The following is a 14,856-nucleotide window of genomic DNA, read 5'->3' as shown; positions in this document are numbered from 1 at the left end:
AACGTCAAGAACGTCCAAACTCAGAGCTTCTCAAAGGTCAACGTCGTATTGTGCAAGTTGGAGAAGAAGGACAAGTTCGTCATCTAGTAGAAGTAGATTCCCATGGCAATCGTACCCTTCGTACAACAGAAGTTCTCAAGGAAGCTCTTCCGGAAATTGTTGAAGTTGGAACGAAAGAAGAGCAAGACTCTCAAAAAACAGGTCAAGCTCTTTTAGCAATACCGACAAATGAAAAAGTAGGTAAAGAACTTCCAAATACTGGAGTAACAAGAGATGCTAGTCTAGTAGCACTAGGACTCCTCGGAGTGATGAGTGGCTATGGCCTACTTGCTGGAAAGAAGAGAGAAAACGAATCGATTTAGGATTCTTGCATTTCCTCATAACAACTAAAAACAAGGTTTGACTGCGGATTAGTCAAACCTCGTTTTAACTAGTAAAAATCAGTGGAAGAATGAGATGGATTAACTAGTTTTTCTTATATTACTTAGTGATTTGGAAAGGTTTTTCTAGTTTTGATTTTCAGAAATGCTAGTTTTCGTTGCAAGAAAGAACTGGAAAAGTTTAGGGTTTTTCTATCTCTTTTGGTGATTTTGTGATATAATTAACACGTATAAAAAAAGAAGGAGTCATATCTAATGGCAAAATTGACTGTTAAAGACGTTGACTTGAAAGGGAAAAAAGTTCTCGTTCGTGTTGACTTCAACGTACCTGTAAAAGATGGCGTGATTACCAACGACAACCGTATCACTGCAGCTCTTCCAACTATCAAGTACATTCTTGAACAAGGTGGACGTGCTATCCTCTTCTCTCACCTTGGCCGTGTAAAAGAAGAAGCAGACAAAGCTGGTAAATCACTTGCTCCTGTAGCTGCTGACTTGGCAGCTAAATTGGGTCAAGACGTTACTTTCCTTCCAGGTGTCACTCGTGGTGCTGAATTGGAAGCGGCAATCAACGCTCTTGAAGATGGACAAGTTCTCTTGGTTGAAAACACTCGCTACGAAGATGTTGACGGCAAAAAAGAATCTAAAAACGATCCTGAACTTGGTAAATACTGGGCATCACTTGGAGATGGTATCTTCGTAAACGATGCATTCGGTACAGCTCACCGTGCACACGCATCTAACGTTGGTATCTCAGCAAACGTTGAAAAAGCAGTTGCTGGTTTCCTTCTTGAAAACGAAATTGCCTACATCCAAGAAGCAGTTGAAGCTCCAGAACGTCCATTCGTGGCTATCCTTGGTGGTTCAAAAGTTTCAGACAAGATCGGTGTTATCGAAAACTTGCTTGAAAAAGCTGATAAAGTCCTTATCGGTGGTGGTATGACTTACACATTCTACAAAGCACAAGGTATCGAAATCGGTAACTCACTTGTAGAAGAAGACAAATTGGATGTTGCGAAAGCTCTTCTTGAAAAAGCAAACGGTAAATTGATCTTGCCAGTTGACTCAAAAGAAGCTAACGCCTTTGCTGGTTACACTGAAGTGCGTGACACTGAAGGTGAAGCAGTTTCTGAAGGCTTCCTTGGTCTTGACATCGGTCCAAAATCTATCGCTAAATTTGACGAAGCTTTGACTGGTGCGAAAACAGTTGTATGGAACGGACCTATGGGTGTATTTGAAAACCCAGACTTCCAAGCTGGTACAATTGGTGTGATGGACGCTATCGTGAAACAACCAGGCGTTAAATCAATCATCGGTGGTGGTGACTCAGCTGCCGCAGCGATCAACCTTGGACGTGCAGATAAATTCTCATGGATCTCTACTGGTGGTGGTGCATCAATGGAACTTCTTGAAGGTAAAGTTCTTCCAGGACTTGCAGCCTTGACAGAAAAATAAGATTTTATAAACAAATCAAAGAAGAGAGGAATGAAAGTTCCTCTTTTCTTTTGCTTAAAATAAAAACGCTTCCTCTCAACTATTCCTCATAAAATCAGCCAATTTATGATAAAATGGAAATAGAAAGTTGAGATTATGAGTTATTTTAAAAAATATAAATTCGATAAATCCCAGTTCAAACTTGGTATGCGAACCTTTAAAACAGGTATTGCTGTTTTTCTAGTTCTCTTGATTTTTGGCTTTTTTGGTTGGAAAGGTCTTCAAATCGGTGCTTTGACAGCCGTTTTTAGCCTGAGGGAGAGTTTTGATAAGAGTGTCCATTTTGGGACTTCGCGTATTCTAGGAAATAGTATCGGTGGCCTCTATGCCCTGGTCTTCTTCCTATTAAATACCTTTTTCCATGAAGCCTTTTGGGTAACTTTAGTAGTTGTTCCAATCTGCACCATGTTAACCATTATGACAAATGTAGCTATGAATAATAAAGCGGGTGTAATTGGTGGTGTAGCGGCTATGTTAATCATTACCCTATCGATTCCGAGTGGCGAGACGATTTTGTACGTATTTGCGCGTGTATCAGAAACTTTCATGGGAGTTTTTGTCGCAATTCTCGTAAATTATGATATTGACCGCATTCGGCTCTTTTTTGAGAAAAAAGAAAAATAATGTTACATTTTATAACATTATCAATTGACGTTTGTCTTTTTTTAGACTATAATAGACAGAAAGAAGGAAATTGTAAATGAAGGAAAAAGAATTTCGCCGAAATATGGCTGTTTTTCCTATCGGCAGTGTTATGAAGTTGACCGATCTATCGGCGCGTCAGATTCGTTATTATGAAGATCAAGAGTTGATTAAGCCTGATCGAAACGAAGGGAACCGTCGCATGTATTCCTTGAATGACATGGATCGTCTGCTTGAAATCAAAGATTATATCTCTGAAGGTTATAATATCGCTGCCATTAAGAAAAAATATGCTGAACGTGAAGCGAAATCCAAGAAAGCGGTTAGTCAGACTGAAGTACGTCGTGCACTTCACAATGAACTCCTCCAACAGGGTCGCTTTGCTTCAGTACGGTCACCTTTTGGTCGCGGTTAGGCAACCGCAAGTAGTCATAATTAAGGAGAAAACTCATGCCAATCACAGCTGCAGATATTCGTCGTGAAGTCAAGGAAAAAAATGTTACCTTTATCCGTCTCATGTTCTCAGATATTTTGGGAACCATGAAAAACGTCGAAATTCCTGCTACAGATGAACAGTTAGATAAAGTCTTGTCAAATAAGGCTATGTTTGATGGATCTTCTATCGAAGGTTTTGTACGTATCAATGAGTCAGATATGTACTTGTACCCAGACTTGGATACATGGACAGTCTTCCCATGGGGAGATGAAAATGGAAGTGTTGCAGGTTTGATCTGTGATGTCTATACAACAGAAGGTGAACCATTTGCAGGTGACCCTCGTGGTAATCTCAAACGTGCTCTTCGTCACATGGAAGAAGTGGGATTCAAATCATTCAACCTTGGACCAGAGCCAGAATTCTTCCTATTTAAATTGGATGAAAATGGAGATCCAACACTTGAAGTGAATGACAAGGGTGGCTACTTTGATTTGGCGCCTACTGACCTTGCGGACAATACACGTCGTGAGATTGTGAATGTCTTGACCAAAATGGGATTTGAAGTAGAGGCAAGTCACCACGAGGTTGCAGTTGGACAACACGAGATTGATTTTAAGTATGATGAAGTTCTCCGTGCCTGTGATAAGATTCAAATCTTTAAACTCGTTGTTAAAACTATTGCTCGCAAACATGGTCTTTACGCAACCTTTATGGCCAAACCAAAATTTGGTATTGCTGGATCAGGTATGCACTGTAATATGTCCTTGTTTGATGCAGAAGGAAACAATGCTTTCTTTGATCCAAATGATCCAAAAGGAATGCAGTTGTCAGAAACGGCCTACCATTTCCTTGGCGGTTTGATCAAGCATGCCTACAACTATACTGCCATCATGAACCCAACGGTTAACTCATACAAACGTTTGGTGCCAGGTTATGAAGCGCCTGTTTACATTGCTTGGGCTGGTCGTAACCGTTCGCCACTTGTGCGCGTGCCTGCTTCACGTGGTATGGGAACTCGTCTTGAGTTGCGTTCAGTGGATCCGATGGCAAACCCATACATCGCTATGGCTGTTCTTTTGGAGGTTGGTTTGCATGGTATTGAAAACAAAATCGAAGCACCAGCTCCTATCGAAGAAAATATCTACATCATGACAGCAGAAGAGCGTAAGGAAGCTGGCATTACAGACCTTCCGTCAACTCTTCACAACGCTTTGAAAGCTCTGACTGAAGATGAAGTTGTCAGAGAAGCTCTTGGAGAACATATCTATACTAGTTTCCTTGAAGCCAAACGAATCGAATGGGCAAGCTATGCAACCTTCGTTTCACAATGGGAAATTGATAACTATTTAGATCTTTACTAATACTAATATAGAAGAAAGATTGCCTGAGGGTGGTCTTTTTTCTTGCGTTTTATATCGAGGTGTGATATATTTTATATAACGAAGTGCGATATATCGAACTGAATAGGAGGTGCTTATAAATGGAATTAACGGATAAGATTCGTCGAGTTTATCTTCCGATGACGGAAACGGGTTTTTATATCTTGTTCTGTCTGCAAAAGGAAGGTCATGGTTATAGTATTACGCAAAAGGTCAAGGAGATGACAGATTCGCAAGTCTTGATTAGTCCTGGAACTATGTATGGAACCTTGTCAAAGATGGAAAAGGATGGTGTGATTTCCTTTGTCCGCGAAGAGGAAAAACGGAAAATCTATCAGATTACAGACTTGGGACGAAAAGTCTTAGATATTGAATTGAAGCGTATTGAACGCCTCTACAGAAATAGTCGGGAGGAAGGATGATGGAAAAGAAAATTGTTTATCGAATTTTTACAATTGCGGATTATGAGAGGGAGGCTCTATACTTTAGAGAAATGCATGCTAAGGGCTGGAAACTTAGGAAAGTAAGCTATTCTATCTTATTGTTTGCAGTTAAGTATACCTTTGAAAAATGTCACCCTGAGCAAGTGTCTTATCAGTTGGACTTTTACCCAATGGAAAAATCAGAGAGAGCTTCCTATTTACAACTGTTTAAAGACTGTGGTTGGGAGCATATTACAGACTTTAATGGGTTTTCCTACTTTAGAAAGCTTCATTCTGGAATTGAGTCGGATGCCGAGTTTGAAATTTATAATGACGCAGCCGGGAAATTAGCTATGGTCAAACGGATTTTAACGAGGCGGATGCTTCCTATTTTGCTTCTCTTTTTAGCTCTACTACCGGTTTTCTCAAAGTTTGTCACTGGAGGTAGTTCTTTCAGTTGGGAAATGTTTTTGATTGTTATAATAGATGGTGTTTTATTGATAGTCCATGCGATTCAGATTTCTTATATTTTTTGGAGATTGTTTCAAAAGTGGAAAGAATTATCTGACAAATAAAACTATGTATGTTTTCTGATTTGGAGGTAAGGTAATGAATAGCAAAGTACAATTTCGGATTTTCACCATTGTTGATCTGGACAAGGAAGAAGAATATTTACATGAGATGCATTTGAAAGGTTGGAAGTATAGAACTAGTCGTTTTGGTTTGTTCTATTTTGACCAATGTCAACCAGACGATGTCATCTACTGTATCTATGATTCTAGATTTCTTAAAAAATATAAGCATGAACTGCAAGATTTTAGAAATAGAGGTTGGGAATTGATAGGAGCAGGTTCTTGTTCGATTCTTCGTAAACCAGCTTCTGATATACTTTCAGAGGATCAAGTCTATATGAGTAATAATCTCAGGTGGGAAGTTATGCGATCTAGACTTCGTTACTGTACAGCTACTTTCTTAGGTGGTTTGGTTGTTTGTATGAGTTTATTTAAAGAAGAACTTTCTATGTCTTTCTTCGTTATTTTTATTTTATATGCTCTCTTGATTTCCTATCTAATCCATGGTTTTTTCAGACTTAAAAGGAAATACCAAGTAGATGGAAGGTAGGATTCTAGGTCTTCAGACTGATTTTTAGCACTCTTGATAAAAGAGTGCTAATTTTTTGAGTTTTTGTCTTGACATTCTCTTTTAAGGGTGTATAATAGAATCATAAGTTAGCACTTTAGTGTATCGAGTGCTAATCGATCAGACAGAGAGGAGTGATGAGGTGGTTACAGAGCGTCAGCAGGATATTTTAAATCTGATTATTGACATCTTTACCAAAACTCACGAACCTGTCGGATCCAAAGCCTTGCAAGAGTCTATTAACTCTAGCAGCGCAACCATTCGTAATGACATGGCGGCTCTAGAAAAGCAAGGGTTGCTTGAAAAGGCTCATACTTCAAGTGGTCGGATGCCAAGTGTTGCTGGTTTTCAGTACTATGTGAAACACTCACTGGATTTTGACCGTCTGGCTGAAAATGAGGTATATGAGATTGTCAAAGCCTTTGATCAGGAATTCTTCAAGCTAGAGGATATTCTGCAAGAGGCTGCTAATCTACTGACAGACTTGAGTGGCTGTACGGTAGTAGCACTGGATGTTGAGCCTAGCAGGCAACGTTTGACAGCCTTTGATATCGTTGTTTTGGGGCAACATACAGCCTTGGCGGTATTCACCCTAGATGAGTCTCGAACGGTTACCAGTCAGTTTCTGATTCCAAGGAATTTTTTGCAGGAGGATTTGCTGAAACTGAAGAGCATCATTCAAGAACGTTTCCTCGGCCATACCGTTCTAGATATTCACTACAAGATTCGGACGGAGATTCCGCAGATTATCCAGCGTTACTTTACAACAACGGACAATGTGATCGATCTATTTGAACATATCTTTAAGGAAATGTTCAACGAAAACATTGTGGTGGCGGGCAAGGTCAATCTCTTGAATTTTGCCAATCTGGCAGCTTATCAGTTCTTTGACCAACCGCAAAAGGTGGCCTTGGAGATTCGTGAGGGGTTGCGTGAAGATCAGATGCAAAATGTCCGTGTTGCGGACAGTCAAGAGTCCTGTCTAGCTGACTTAGCTGTGATTAGTAGCAAGTTTCTCATTCCTTATCGGGGAGTTGGAATTCTAGCAATTATCGGTCCAGTCAATCTGGATTACCAACAGTTAATCAACCAAGTCAATGTGGTCAACCGTGTTTTGACCATGAAGTTGACAGATTTTTACCGCTACCTCAGCAGTAATCATTACGAAGTACATTAAGATTGAAATCATTAAAGGAGGCGAAAATGGCCCAAGATATAAAAAATGAAGAAGTAGAAGAAGTCCAAGAAGAGGAAGTTGTGGAAACGGTAGAAGAAACAACTCCTGAGAAGTCTGAATTGGACTTGGCAAATGAACGTGCAGATGAGTACGAAAACAAATACCTTCGCGCTCATGCAGAAATGCAAAATATCCAACGCCGTGCCAATGAAGAGCGCCAAAACTTGCAACGTTATCGTAGCCAGGACTTGGCAAAAGCGATTCTCCCTTCTTTGGATAACCTTGAGCGTGCACTCGCGGTTGAAGGATTGACAGATGATGTGAAGAAGGGCTTGGAGATGGTGCAAGAAAGCTTGATTCACGCTTTGAAAGAAGAAGGAATTGAAGAAATCGCAGCTGACGGCGAATTTGACCATAACTACCATATGGCAATCCAAACTCTCCCAGCAGACGATGAACACCCAGCAGATACCATCGCCCAAGTCTTCCAAAAAGGGTACAAACTCCATGACCGCATCCTACGCCCAGCCATGGTAGTAGTGTACAACTAGGCAATTCTGACGGTAGCTAAAGCAACTCGTCAGAAAACGGCAATCGCTATGGCGTTTGCCTAGCCTCCTTACTAACTCGTCGTCGAAATAATATCGATTTCGACTCCTCGTGTCGTAACATAATAGAAAACTTGTCCGAAACGACACTAAACTATGAAAGAAAGATAAAAAGCAAGCCGAAGGCTTGCAAGGAAGATATTTCCCGCCGTGGTGAAAGTTTCAGTAGCTTTTGCTACTGAAACAGGGGATTTTTGAGACAATAGGCTCAAAAATAAGTGATGAAATCCCGAAGGGAGTTGCTCACGTCCCCACCACTTAAGGGAAATATCAAAAAAATCAAAATTCGAATTAAAATTTAAGGAGAAAAACACATGTCTAAAATTATCGGTATTGACTTAGGTACAACAAACTCAGCAGTTGCAGTTCTTGAAGGAACTGAAAGCAAAATCATCGCAAACCCAGAAGGAAACCGCACAACTCCATCTGTAGTATCATTTAAAAACGGCGAAATCATCGTTGGTGACGCTGCAAAACGCCAAGCAGTTACAAACCCAGATACAGTTATCTCTATCAAATCTAAGATGGGAACTTCTGAAAAAGTTTCTGCAAATGGAAAAGAATATACTCCACAAGAAATTTCAGCTATGATCCTTCAATACTTGAAAGGCTACGCTGAAGACTACCTTGGTGAAAAAGTAACCAAAGCAGTTATCACAGTTCCTGCTTACTTCAACGACGCTCAACGTCAAGCAACAAAAGACGCTGGTAAAATCGCTGGTCTTGAAGTAGAACGTATTGTCAACGAGCCAACTGCAGCCGCTCTTGCTTACGGTTTGGACAAGACTGATAAAGAAGAAAAAATCTTGGTATTTGACCTTGGTGGCGGTACATTCGACGTCTCTATCCTTGAATTGGGTGACGGTGTCTTCGATGTATTGTCAACTGCAGGGGACAACAAACTTGGTGGTGATGACTTTGACCAAAAAATCATCGACCACTTGGTAGCAGAATTCAAAAAAGAAAACGGTATTGACTTGTCTACTGACAAGATGGCAATGCAACGTTTGAAAGATGCAGCTGAAAAAGCGAAAAAAGACCTTTCTGGTGTAACTTCAACTCAAATCAGCTTGCCATTTATCACTGCAGGTGAGGCTGGACCTCTTCACTTGGAAATGACTTTGACTCGTGCTAAATTTGACGATTTGACTCGTGACCTTGTAGAACGTACAAAAGTTCCAGTTCGTCAAGCCCTTTCAGATGCAGGTTTGAGCTTGTCAGAAATCGACGAAGTTATCCTTGTTGGTGGTTCAACTCGTATCCCTGCCGTTGTTGAAGCTGTTAAGGCTGAAACTGGTAAAGAACCAAACAAATCAGTAAACCCTGACGAAGTTGTTGCCATGGGTGCTGCAATCCAAGGTGGTGTCATCACTGGTGATGTCAAAGACGTTGTCCTTCTTGATGTAACACCATTGTCACTTGGTATTGAAACAATGGGTGGTGTCTTCACAAAACTTATCGATCGCAACACTACTATTCCAACCTCTAAATCACAAGTCTTTTCAACTGCAGCAGACAACCAACCAGCCGTTGATATCCACGTTCTTCAAGGTGAACGCCCAATGGCAGCAGATAACAAGACTCTTGGACGTTTCCAATTGACAGATATCCCAGCTGCACCTCGTGGAATTCCTCAAATCGAAGTAACATTTGATATCGACAAGAACGGTATCGTGTCTGTTAAGGCTAAAGATCTTGGAACTCAAAAAGAACAAACTATTGTGATCCAATCTAACTCAGGTTTGACTGACGAAGAAATCGACCGCATGATGAAAGATGCAGAAGCTAACGCTGAAGCAGATAAGAAACGTAAAGAAGAAGTAGACCTTCGTAACGAAGTAGACCAAGCTATCTTTGCGACTGAAAAGACAATCAAAGAAACTGAAGGCAAAGGCTTCGATGCAGAACGTGATGCTGCCCAAGCTGCCCTTGATGACCTTAAGAAAGCGCAAGAAGATAACAACTTGGACGACATGAAAGCAAAACTTGAAGCATTGAACGAAAAAGCTCAAGGCCTTGCTGTTAAACTCTACGAACAAGCTGCAGCAGCCCAACAAGCTCAAGCAGGAGCAGAAGGCGCACAAGCCACAGGAAACGCAGGCGATGACGTCGTAGATGGAGAGTTTACGGAGAAATAAAATAGTCCAGTGGACTATTTTATCCCGAGCTTGAGAATCAGGCGAGTATAAGAAGAAATCCAGAGGTTGCAACCCAGCCTCTGTTTTTCGATAAGATAGAGGATGTTACGTATGAAAAAAGTACTTTGTGTCATTTATCCTAATTTTTCTCTTTATGAGATAAGCGCTTTAACGAGTACTTTAGCTCTGTCTTTTGATATCACGATTGATTATGTAGCTTCTGAGAATTCGATGGTGGTCTCTGAGGATGGTTTGCCCTGTCAACCGACGAAAACATTGAATCAAATCCGTATAGAAGAGTATTCTTGTGTGATTTTGCCAGGAATGGTAAATATAGGTCCTGCTCTACAAGATGAGAAATTGATCTCGTTTTTGAGAAGTCTTAATGAGCAAGATATCCTAATTGCAGCTATTTCTTCAGCGCCCCTTTTATTGGCGAAAGCAGGCTTGTTGAACGACACGAAATTTACAGGTGGAATTTGGCAAAACTTCTTTGACTATTTTGAATTTCTTCCACGTGAGAATTTCCAACCGAAAGTTCTTGTCCAAGATAAACAAATCATTACGGCTATCGGTTTTGCACATCAAGAGTTTGCAAGAAAAGTGATTTTCGGTTTAGGGTTGGCAGAGAATACGGACAACTATTTTAAAGAACAGAACGAGTATGCTGAAGAGGATTTGATATTTACTCTATCAGATGAAGAGTTTAATCAAGTGAAGCAGAGTATAGAAAACAGTAAAGATTTACATAAAAATTATAGAAAGGAACAAGGGTGTTCGTAACTGAACACGGGTTCCCAAATTTCTGACTCAATATAAAAGAAAGGAATTGAACCCGACTGAATTTGTGGTTTGATTCACAACATCAATAGAAAGGAACAAGGGTGTTCAGAAAATTGAACACGGGCTACGGACTGTGTCAAAAAGATAGTTTTTTCTAGGACGCAAGCGTCCGTCGTCAAAACTCCTATTTTGGCTGTGTCCGTTTGACGCCCTTTGTATCTTGAATTATGAACAATACTGAATTTTATGATCGTCTGGGGGTGTCAAAAAACGCTTCGGCAGACGAGATCAAAAAGGCTTATCGTAAGCTTTCGAAAAAATATCACCCAGATATCAACAAGGAGCCTGGTGCTGAGGAAAAGTACAAGGAAGTTCAAGAAGCCTATGAGACTTTGAGTGACGACCAAAAACGTGCTGCCTATGACCAATATGGTGCTGCAGGCGCCAATGGTGAATTTGGAGGCTTCGGTGGTGGAGCTGGCGGTTTCAACGGGGCAGGTGGCTTCGGTGGTTTTGAAGATATCTTCTCAAGTTTCTTCGGCGGAGGCGGTGCTTCACGCAATCCAAATGCTCCTCGTCAGGGGGATGACCTCCAATACCGTGTGAATTTGACTTTTGAAGAAGCTATTTTTGGAGCTGAAAAAGAAGTTAAATACAACCGTGAAGCAAGCTGTCGTACATGTAATGGCTCTGGTGCTAAGCCAGGAACAAGTCCAGTCACTTGTGGACGCTGTCATGGCGCTGGTGTCATTAACGTTGATACGCAAACTCCGCTTGGTATGATGCGTCGCCAAGTAACCTGTGATGTCTGTCATGGTCGCGGAAAAGAAATCAAAGATCCATGTATAACATGTCACGGAACAGGGCATGAAAAACAAGCCCATAGTGTACATGTAAAAATCCCTGCTGGTGTGGAAACAGGTCAACAAATTCGCCTAGCTGGTCAAGGTGAAGCTGGATTTAACGGTGGACCTTATGGTGACTTGTATGTAGTGGTTTCTGTGGAAGCCAGCGACAAGTTTGAACGTGAAGGAACCACTATCTTCTACAATCTCAATCTCAATTTTGTCCAAGCAGCTCTTGGTGACACAGTTGATATCCCAACTGTTCATGGTGATGTTGAATTGGTTATCCCAGAGGGAACTCAGACTGGTAAGAAATTCCGTCTACGTGGCAAGGGAGCACCAAGCCTTCGTGGTGGTGCGGTTGGTGATCAATACGTTACTGTCAATGTCGTAACGCCGACAGGCTTGAACGACCGCCAAAAAGCAGCCTTGAAAGAATTCGCAGCTGCTGGTGACTTGAAAGTAAATCCAAAGAAAAAAGGCTTCTTTGACCATATAAAAGATGCCTTTGAAGGTGAATAAAGCAAAAAGAGCCGTCGGGCTCTTTTTACTTGTAGATTTTTAAGACTTTCCTTAAGTAATGACGGACGGTAGCGACCTTCTTCGAAGTTCCATACCTAAACTTTGAGCCTAGGTCTCAAAGTTTCCGGACACCTGAAACCAAGCTGTTTCAGGTGTTTTCATTACGGCGGAAAGTCTTCGATTTAGTTGTGAAATGGTGAATGAGTTGCCTAAATTATGATGTATAGTTGATGGGATATAACTTGTTTACCTTTTAAAAAAGAGCCGTCGGGCTCTTTTTACTTACCTTCGATTTCCTGTGTTTCTTTAATCACAGCTAGTCTAGTCTGGATATCCTTTTCCAAGACTTTAAATTTGTAAGTCAGGTCTTCTTGATATTCCTTGATGAGTTCTTTTTGCTGGTCAATGATTTGCAGGCTATTTTGGATAATATCGACATCGTCCTTGATAGCTTGAACGCGGTCAGTGGTATTCAAGACTTCATCTGTGATGGTTTGGCGATTTTTTGTGACCAGATAACTTCCTGCTGCAGCTCCTGCAAATAGCAGTAGATTGGATAATTTCATAGCAACTCCTTATGCGTTTTTGATGGTTTCAGCGACTTGAGCAAGTTTGTCAAAGTCTGGTTCGTGTACGATAAAATCAATCTTGAGCTCATCGTCCGCACTGTAGCGAGGTACGAGGTGAACGTGGGTATGAAAGACTGTTTGCCCTGCGACTTCTTCACAGTTAGCAATGATATTCATACCAGCGGCCTTAGTAGCTTTCATGACTTTTTGAGCTACTTTTGGTACTTGGGCAAAGAGTTGGCTGGCGCTAGTAGCGTCCATTTCCAAAAGATTGCGATAGTGTTCTTTGGGCACGACCAAGGTGTGTCCTGGTGTCACTTGAGAGATATCAAGAAAAGCAAGAACCTGCTCATCTTCGTATACTTTTGAAGCAGGAATTTCCCCTGCAATGATTTTACAAAAAATGCAATCTGACATAAAATCTACCTCTACTGTATTGAATTTTGATATAATATAGCTACATTATACCAGATTTGGAGAAAATATGTTAGAAATTAAAAACCTGACAGGTGGCTATGTCCATGTCCCTGTCTTGAAAGATGTGTCCTTTACTGTTGAAAGTGGGCAGCTGGTCGGTCTGATTGGTCTCAATGGTGCTGGGAAATCGACGACTATTAATGAGATTATTGGTCTCTTGACACCTTATAGTGGTTCCATCAATATCAATGGCTTGACCCTGCAAGAAGATGCAACGAGCTACCGCAAGCAAATTGCCTACATTCCTGAGACACCTAGCCTGTATGAGGAATTGACCCTCAGAGAGCATATCGAAACGGTTGCTATGGCTTATGGTATTGAGCAGAAAGTGGCTTTTGATAGAGTAGAACCTTTGTTAAAAATGTTCCGTTTGGACCAGAAATTAGACTGGTTTCCTGTTCATTTTTCAAAAGGGATGAAGCAGAAAGTCATGATTATCTGTGCTTTTGTGGTGGATCCAAGTCTTTTCATCGTGGATGAGCCTTTCCTTGGGCTCGATCCGCTGGCTATTGCTGACTTGATTCAGCTTTTGGAAGTGGAAAAGCAAAAGGGTAAGTCTATTCTCATGAGTACTCACGTGCTGGATTCGGCGGAGAAGATGTGTGATGCCTTTGTTATTCTCCACAAGGGAGAGGTGCGTGCCAAGGGGAATCTCCTGCAGCTGCGCGAAGCCTTTGATATGCCTGAGGCTAGTTTAAATGATATTTACTTGGCTCTGACCAAAGAGGAGGAGCTATGAAAGACTTGTTTTTAAAGAGAAAGCAGGCTTTTCGTAAGGAGTGTCTTGGTTATTTGCGCTATGTTCTCAATGACCACTTTGTCTTGTTCCTGCTTGTTCTGTTGGGCTTTCTAGCCTACCAATACAGTCAACTCTTACAACATTTTCCTGAAAATCATTGGCCTATCCTTTTATTTGTAGGAATTACGTCTGTTTTACTGTTGCTTTGGGGAGGAATTGCCACCTATATGGAGGCTCCAGACAAGCTCTTTCTCTTGGTCGGAGAAGAGGAAATCAAACTCCATCTCAAGCGTCAAACTGGCATTTCCCTAGTCTTTTGGCTCTTTGTCCAGACCCTTTTCTTGCTGTTATTTGCGCCTTTATTTTTAGCAATGGGCTATGGCTTGCCTGTTTTTCTGGTCTATGTGCTTTTATTGGGAGTAGGTAAATATTTCCTCTTTCGTCAAAAGGCCAGCAAATTTTTTCCTGAAACTGGACTGGACTGGGATCATGTAATTTCCCAAGAAAGCAAGCGTAAGCAAGTCTTGCTTCGTTTCTTTGCCCTCTTTACGCAGGTCAAGGGAATTTCAAACAGCGTCAAGCGTCGTGCCTATCTGGACTTTATCCTAAAGGCTGTTCAGAAGGTGCCTGGAAAGATTTGGCAAAATCTCTATCTGCGTTCTTATCTGCGAAATGGAGACCTCTTTGCGCTCAGTCTCCGTCTTCTCTTGCTTTCCATACTGGCGCAGTTTTTTATAGAGCAAGCTTGGATTGCGACAGCAGTGGTAGTGCTGTTTAACTACCTCTTGCTCTTCCAGTTGCTGGCCCTCTATCATGCCTTTGACTACCAGTATTTGACTCAACTCTTTCCGCTGGACAAGGGGCAAAAGGAAAAAGGCTTGCAGGCGGTAGTCCGAGGATTGACCAGTTTTGTTTTACTTGTGGAATTAGTTGTTGGGTTGATTACCTTCCAAGAAAAACTAGCCCTTCTAGCCTTACTAGGAGCTGGTTTGGTTTTACTAGTCTTGTACTTACCTTATCAGGTAAAACGTCAGATGCAGGACTAACATTGCTTATTTGACATAAAAAAAGAAGTTGAGTTCAGTCTGTCTCAACTTCTTTTATT

At 41.3% G+C, this 14,856-nt stretch carries 17 protein-coding genes; 15 read left to right on the top strand and 2 right to left on the bottom strand.

Annotation, left to right across the window (positions count from 1 at the left end):
- From MK482_RS04080 to dnaJ, 13 genes are all read left to right on the top strand, one after another.
- The coding region (locus MK482_RS04080; protein WP_268718055.1) for an LPXTG cell wall anchor domain-containing protein at positions 1–362 on the top strand (362 nt) is incomplete at its 5' end.
- A gap of 273 nt (positions 363–635) precedes the next feature.
- Entirely contained in the window at positions 636–1,835 is a 1,200-nt protein-coding gene (locus MK482_RS04075; RefSeq protein ID WP_261047048.1) for a phosphoglycerate kinase, read from the top strand.
- A gap of 135 nt (positions 1,836–1,970) precedes the next feature.
- Positions 1,971–2,498, top strand: coding sequence for an FUSC family protein (locus MK482_RS04070; RefSeq protein WP_020902185.1), 528 nt, complete (start codon positions 1,971–1,973; stop codon positions 2,496–2,498).
- 76 nt (positions 2,499–2,574) lie between these two features.
- Complete coding sequence (gene glnR, locus MK482_RS04065) at positions 2,575–2,931, top strand: transcriptional repressor GlnR (RefSeq protein WP_000659548.1); 357 nt, start codon at positions 2,575–2,577, stop codon at positions 2,929–2,931.
- 35 nt (positions 2,932–2,966) lie between these two features.
- The gene (gene glnA, locus MK482_RS04060; protein WP_268718054.1) at positions 2,967–4,313 is read left to right on the top strand and encodes a type I glutamate--ammonia ligase; all 1,347 of its coding nucleotides are present in this window, start codon (positions 2,967–2,969) and stop codon (positions 4,311–4,313) included.
- Between the two features lie 119 nt (positions 4,314–4,432).
- Positions 4,433–4,753: a PadR family transcriptional regulator gene (locus tag MK482_RS04055; RefSeq protein ID WP_268718053.1), complete on the top strand. Its 321-nt coding sequence runs from the start codon at positions 4,433–4,435 to the stop codon at positions 4,751–4,753.
- Positions 4,753–5,328 carry a DUF2812 domain-containing protein gene (locus tag MK482_RS08975; RefSeq protein ID WP_326845875.1) on the top strand — a complete coding sequence of 192 codons (576 nt, stop codon included), beginning with the start codon at positions 4,753–4,755 and terminating at the stop codon, positions 5,326–5,328. The genes MK482_RS04055 and MK482_RS08975 overlap by 1 nt, the downstream gene beginning before the upstream one ends.
- Before the next feature lie 34 nt (positions 5,329–5,362).
- A complete protein-coding gene (locus tag MK482_RS04045) occupies positions 5,363–5,875 on the top strand; it encodes a DUF2812 domain-containing protein (RefSeq protein WP_268718052.1) in 513 nt (170 codons plus the stop codon).
- A gap of 160 nt (positions 5,876–6,035) precedes the next feature.
- Positions 6,036–7,070 carry a heat-inducible transcriptional repressor HrcA gene (hrcA, locus tag MK482_RS04040; RefSeq protein WP_000255759.1) on the top strand — a complete coding sequence of 345 codons (1,035 nt, stop codon included), beginning with the start codon at positions 6,036–6,038 and terminating at the stop codon, positions 7,068–7,070.
- Between the two features lie 26 nt (positions 7,071–7,096).
- Entirely contained in the window at positions 7,097–7,621 is a 525-nt protein-coding gene (gene grpE, locus MK482_RS04035) for a nucleotide exchange factor GrpE (protein WP_261034267.1), read from the top strand.
- A gap of 371 nt (positions 7,622–7,992) precedes the next feature.
- Positions 7,993–9,816: a molecular chaperone DnaK gene (gene dnaK, locus MK482_RS04030; protein WP_000034661.1), complete on the top strand. Its 1,824-nt coding sequence runs from the start codon at positions 7,993–7,995 to the stop codon at positions 9,814–9,816.
- Positions 9,817–9,927: 111 nt separating this feature from the next.
- Positions 9,928–10,599: a DJ-1/PfpI family protein gene (locus MK482_RS04025; RefSeq protein WP_268718051.1), complete on the top strand. Its 672-nt coding sequence runs from the start codon at positions 9,928–9,930 to the stop codon at positions 10,597–10,599.
- A gap of 227 nt (positions 10,600–10,826) precedes the next feature.
- The gene (dnaJ, locus tag MK482_RS04020) at positions 10,827–11,966 is read left to right on the top strand and encodes a molecular chaperone DnaJ (protein WP_268718050.1); all 1,140 of its coding nucleotides are present in this window, start codon (positions 10,827–10,829) and stop codon (positions 11,964–11,966) included.
- Positions 11,967–12,244: 278 nt separating this feature from the next.
- Here the strand turns inward: dnaJ and MK482_RS04015 are convergent, their stop codons facing one another.
- Both MK482_RS04015 and MK482_RS04010 read right to left on the bottom strand, forming a co-directional pair.
- Positions 12,245–12,532 carry a hypothetical protein gene (locus MK482_RS04015; RefSeq protein ID WP_049543780.1) on the bottom strand — a complete coding sequence of 96 codons (288 nt, stop codon included), beginning with the start codon at positions 12,530–12,532 and terminating at the stop codon, positions 12,245–12,247.
- Positions 12,533–12,541: 9 nt separating this feature from the next.
- Positions 12,542–12,952: an HIT family protein gene (locus MK482_RS04010; protein WP_268718049.1), complete on the bottom strand. Its 411-nt coding sequence runs from the start codon at positions 12,950–12,952 to the stop codon at positions 12,542–12,544.
- 67 nt (positions 12,953–13,019) lie between these two features.
- Between MK482_RS04010 and MK482_RS04005 the strand changes: the two genes are divergently transcribed.
- Complete coding sequence (locus MK482_RS04005) at positions 13,020–13,751, top strand: ABC transporter ATP-binding protein (RefSeq protein ID WP_268718048.1); 732 nt, start codon at positions 13,020–13,022, stop codon at positions 13,749–13,751.
- Positions 13,748–14,797 (top strand): ABC transporter permease, encoded by a 1,050-nt coding sequence (locus MK482_RS04000; RefSeq protein WP_268718047.1) that lies wholly within the window; start codon positions 13,748–13,750, stop codon positions 14,795–14,797. The genes MK482_RS04005 and MK482_RS04000 overlap by 4 nt, the downstream gene beginning before the upstream one ends.
- Positions 14,798–14,856 lie beyond the last annotated feature (59 nt).

Origin of the sequence: Streptococcus mitis, from assembly GCF_026782865.1 — a bacterium.
GTDB classification, from domain to species: Bacteria; Bacillota; Bacilli; order Lactobacillales; family Streptococcaceae; genus Streptococcus; species Streptococcus mitis_CG.
This window is presented reverse-complemented; position numbering and strand designations above follow the sequence as displayed.

Bases quoted from the DNA above. Each gene is read 5' to 3' on its own strand.
- glnR (WP_000659548.1), top strand. From the start codon at position 2,575: ATGAAGGAAAAAGAATTTCGCCGAAATATGGCTGTTTTTCCTATCGGC.
- MK482_RS04075 (WP_261047048.1), top strand. From the start codon at position 636: ATGGCAAAATTGACTGTTAAAGACGTTGACTTGAAAGGGAAAAAAGTT.
- MK482_RS04055 (WP_268718053.1), top strand. From the start codon at position 4,433: ATGGAATTAACGGATAAGATTCGTCGAGTTTATCTTCCGATGACGGAA.
- MK482_RS04000 (WP_268718047.1), top strand. From the start codon at position 13,748: ATGAAAGACTTGTTTTTAAAGAGAAAGCAGGCTTTTCGTAAGGAGTGT.
- MK482_RS04025 (WP_268718051.1), top strand. From the start codon at position 9,928: ATGAAAAAAGTACTTTGTGTCATTTATCCTAATTTTTCTCTTTATGAG.
- dnaK (WP_000034661.1), top strand. From the start codon at position 7,993: ATGTCTAAAATTATCGGTATTGACTTAGGTACAACAAACTCAGCAGTT.
- MK482_RS04005 (WP_268718048.1), top strand. From the start codon at position 13,020: ATGTTAGAAATTAAAAACCTGACAGGTGGCTATGTCCATGTCCCTGTC.
- MK482_RS04015 (WP_049543780.1), bottom strand. From the start codon at position 12,532: ATGAAATTATCCAATCTACTGCTATTTGCAGGAGCTGCAGCAGGAAGT.
- MK482_RS04010 (WP_268718049.1), bottom strand. From the start codon at position 12,952: ATGTCAGATTGCATTTTTTGTAAAATCATTGCAGGGGAAATTCCTGCT.
- dnaJ (WP_268718050.1), top strand. From the start codon at position 10,827: ATGAACAATACTGAATTTTATGATCGTCTGGGGGTGTCAAAAAACGCT.
- MK482_RS08975 (WP_326845875.1), top strand. From the start codon at position 4,753: ATGGAAAAGAAAATTGTTTATCGAATTTTTACAATTGCGGATTATGAG.
- MK482_RS04070 (WP_020902185.1), top strand. From the start codon at position 1,971: ATGAGTTATTTTAAAAAATATAAATTCGATAAATCCCAGTTCAAACTT.
- MK482_RS04045 (WP_268718052.1), top strand. From the start codon at position 5,363: ATGAATAGCAAAGTACAATTTCGGATTTTCACCATTGTTGATCTGGAC.
- grpE (WP_261034267.1), top strand. From the start codon at position 7,097: ATGGCCCAAGATATAAAAAATGAAGAAGTAGAAGAAGTCCAAGAAGAG.
- glnA (WP_268718054.1), top strand. From the start codon at position 2,967: ATGCCAATCACAGCTGCAGATATTCGTCGTGAAGTCAAGGAAAAAAAT.